The following is a 315-nucleotide window of genomic DNA, read 5'->3' as shown; positions in this document are numbered from 1 at the left end:
GCAGGCAGCGCACGGATATGGTCGTCCTGGCCCACATCAAGGAACAGTCGCGTCTGAGTCTGGGCAGCTATGGCAGGCCCCGAATGACCGAAGAACTGAAAGAGGTTGGCATCGATGTCGGTCACCGGCGCGTCGGTCGCCTGATGCGCGAAAACGGTATCACCGTTGAAAGAACGCGCAAATTCAAGGCGACCACAGACAGCGATCATACGTTCAACATCGCGCCAAACCTGCTGGACCGTGACTTCACGGCGGAGCGGCCCAACCAGAAATGGGCGGGCGATATGAGCTACATCTGGACCCGTGAAGGGTGGT

At 59.0% G+C, this 315-nt stretch carries 1 protein-coding gene; it reads left to right on the top strand.

Features of this window, described 5'->3' with window-relative positions:
* The coding region (locus BFP70_RS08590) for an IS3 family transposase (protein ID WP_141693140.1) at nucleotides 1-315 on the top strand (315 nt) is incomplete at both ends.

This window comes from Thioclava sp. SK-1, assembly GCF_001705665.1.
Taxonomy (GTDB): Bacteria; Pseudomonadota; Alphaproteobacteria; order Rhodobacterales; family Rhodobacteraceae; genus Thioclava.
This window is presented reverse-complemented; position numbering and strand designations above follow the sequence as displayed.